Origin of the sequence: Ornithinibacter sp., from assembly GCF_035443565.1 — a bacterium.
In the GTDB taxonomy this organism is placed as follows: domain Bacteria; phylum Actinomycetota; class Actinomycetes; order Actinomycetales; family Dermatophilaceae; genus Fodinibacter.
Genome location: NZ_DAORSO010000039.1, coordinates 5320 through 7529, shown reverse-complemented (window position 1 = coordinate 7529; position 2210 = coordinate 5320). Strand labels below are relative to the sequence as shown.

4 protein-coding genes are annotated in these 2210 nt (G+C 70.5%); 3 read left to right on the top strand and 1 reads right to left on the bottom strand.

Annotated elements, in window-relative coordinates; all coding sequences use genetic code 11:
* A partial coding sequence (gene tadA / locus PLL68_RS06450; RefSeq protein ID WP_324532753.1) for a tRNA adenosine(34) deaminase TadA occupies nt 1-467 on the bottom strand: 467 nt, incomplete at its 3' end.
* 16 nt (nt 468-483) lie between these two features.
* On the opposite strand from tadA, the gene upp reads away from it, so the two are divergent.
* From upp to PLL68_RS06435, 3 genes are all read left to right on the top strand, one after another.
* Nucleotides 484-1125, top strand: a complete 642-nt coding sequence (gene upp / locus PLL68_RS06445; RefSeq protein WP_324532751.1) for a uracil phosphoribosyltransferase — start codon at nt 484-486, stop codon at nt 1123-1125.
* Nucleotides 1126-1241: 116 nt separating this feature from the next.
* The gene (locus tag PLL68_RS06440; protein WP_324532749.1) at nt 1242-1409 is read left to right on the top strand and encodes a hypothetical protein; all 168 of its coding nucleotides are present in this window, start codon (nt 1242-1244) and stop codon (nt 1407-1409) included.
* 1 nt (nt 1410) lies between these two features.
* On the top strand, nt 1411-2210 hold an 800-nt coding region (locus PLL68_RS06435; RefSeq protein ID WP_324532747.1), incomplete at its 3' end, for a PH domain-containing protein.

Here is a 2210-nt window from a genome sequence, read left to right as displayed (position 1 = left end):
GGCCGGTGCCCGTCGAAGAAGCGCCGCACCACGTCGCCACACTCCTGTTCGAGCACCCCGCCGACCACCTCGGCACGGTGGGTGGCCCGGCGGTCGCGCAGCACGTCCCACACCGACCCGCAGGCCCCGAGCTTGGGATCCCACGCGCCGAGCACCACCCGCTCGACGCGGGCCAGCATGGCGGCGCCGGCACACATCGGGCACGGCTCCATCGTCACCACGAGGGTGCAGCCGGCCAGGCGCCAGGAGCCCAGCCGTGCGGCCGCGGCCCGGATGGCGACGACCTCGGCGTGGGCGCTCGGGTCACCATCGCGTTCACGCTGGTTCCAGCCCTCCCCGAGCAGCTCCCCGGAACTCGACACGACGACGGCACCGACGGGCACGTCACCCGCCTGCGCCGCGCGCTCCGCGAGGGTGAGCGCATGACGCATCCACGCGGCATCCGAGGGGTGGGGTGGGGGGCTCACGCGCTAAGTTTCACCCATGCGAGTCATCAACCCGGACCACCGGCTCATCGCCCACAAGTTGACCTACCTCCGGGACAAGCGGACGGACTCCCCCACGTTCCGTCGCCTGGCTGAAGAGCTGATGACCCTCCTCGCGTACGAGGCAACCCGTGAGGTCCGTGTCGAGCCCTTCGAGATCGAGACGCCGGTGGGCCCGACGACCGGCATCAAGCTGAGCAACCCCAAGCCGCTCATCGTGCCGATCCTGCGCGCGGGCCTCGGGATGCTCGAGGGCATGGTGCGCCTGCTGCCCAGCGCCGAGGTCGGCTTCCTCGGCATGCAGCGCGACGAGGAGACCCTCGAGGCGATCACCTACGCCAACCGCCTGCCCGACGACCTGTCGGGGCGTCAGGTCTACGTGCTCGACCCGATGCTCGCGACCGGTGGGTCGATGGCCGACGCCATCAAGTTCCTCGTCGACCGTGGGGCGAACGACATCACCGCGGTCACGCTGCTGAGCGCACCCGAGGGCATCGCCCACCTCCAGGCTGCCCTGGCCGACGTCGCCCCGCCGATCACCCTGGTCACCGGGGCGATCGACGAGCGCCTCAACGAGAACGGCTACATCGTGCCGGGGCTCGGCGACGCGGGTGACCGCCTGTACGGCCTGGCCCAGTAGCCCTCGGCCCACGACACGCCCGACGACACGCCTCAGTCGTCACATCCGTCACATCTGACACTATGGCGTCTGCGGCGTGCGCTCGGCACGCCCCACAGCGAAGAGAAGGACGTGACATGCCCCCGGTCAAGAAGATCGTGATGTGGCTCCTTGTCATCTTCCTGCTCTACGCCATCCTCACCTCGCCCAACAGCGCCGCCGACATCTTCAACTCGGTGTGGGACATCATCACCAACGGTGTGGAGAACATCGCGAGGTTCTTCGACTCACTGCTTCGAGGCTGACATGGCGCGGCGGCCGCGGCTCGACCGCGACCTCGACCGCTCCCTCGTACCCGGCGAGCGCGCGATCGTCGCGGTCCGCCACCACTGGTTGTCGCTGTCCCGCGAGATCGGCGCAGCCGTCGCGGCCACCGTCCTCGCGTTCGTCGTCGACGTCAAGGTGCCCACCAGCGAGGGCGGGCCGATGCTGCTGCACAACCTCAGCCTCCTCCTGTGGTGGGGCACCATGGGCTGGCTGGTCTGGACGTGGCTGAACTGGCGCCGCGAGTGGTTCGTCGCCACCGACAAGCGCTTCCTGCTCTTCTACGGCTTCATCCGGCGCAAGGTCGCGATGATGCCGCTCACGAAGGTCACGGACATGACCTTCGACCAGTCTCTGCTCGGCCGGATCGTCGGCTACGGCACGTTCGTCATGGAGTCGGCCGGCCAGGGCCAGGCCCTGTCGGTCGTCGCCTACGTACCGAACGCACAGGTCCACTACCAGGCGATCTGCTCCGAGCTGTTCGGCACCACGGTCGCTGAGGCCGAGGCGCAGGCGGAGGGTGGTGCAGGGCCAGGCGTCGGCGATGGCTCGGGAGGGCCCGGTGGCGGCGGCTGGGACGGTCCGGGCGGAGGGCACGGCCCCGATGGCGGCCCCCTGGCCGGCGGGAGCGGACCCGCGGCGGTGCATGCCCCGGCGGGGTGGCGCTCCGACCCGACCGCCGACCCGATCCAGCGAAACCCGCAGGAGTCCTGGTACCGCAGCTCGAACCTGGGCGCCCCCTCGCGGCGGCTCGGCGACACCGGTGAGATCCCGGTCGTCGG

What these genes read in the sequence shown, in the direction of transcription:
- upp (WP_324532751.1), top strand. Translation starts at nt 484, where the DNA reads ATGCGAGTCATCAACCCGGACCACCGGCTCATCGCCCACAAGTTGACC.
- PLL68_RS06440 (WP_324532749.1), top strand. Translation starts at nt 1,242, where the DNA reads ATGCCCCCGGTCAAGAAGATCGTGATGTGGCTCCTTGTCATCTTCCTG.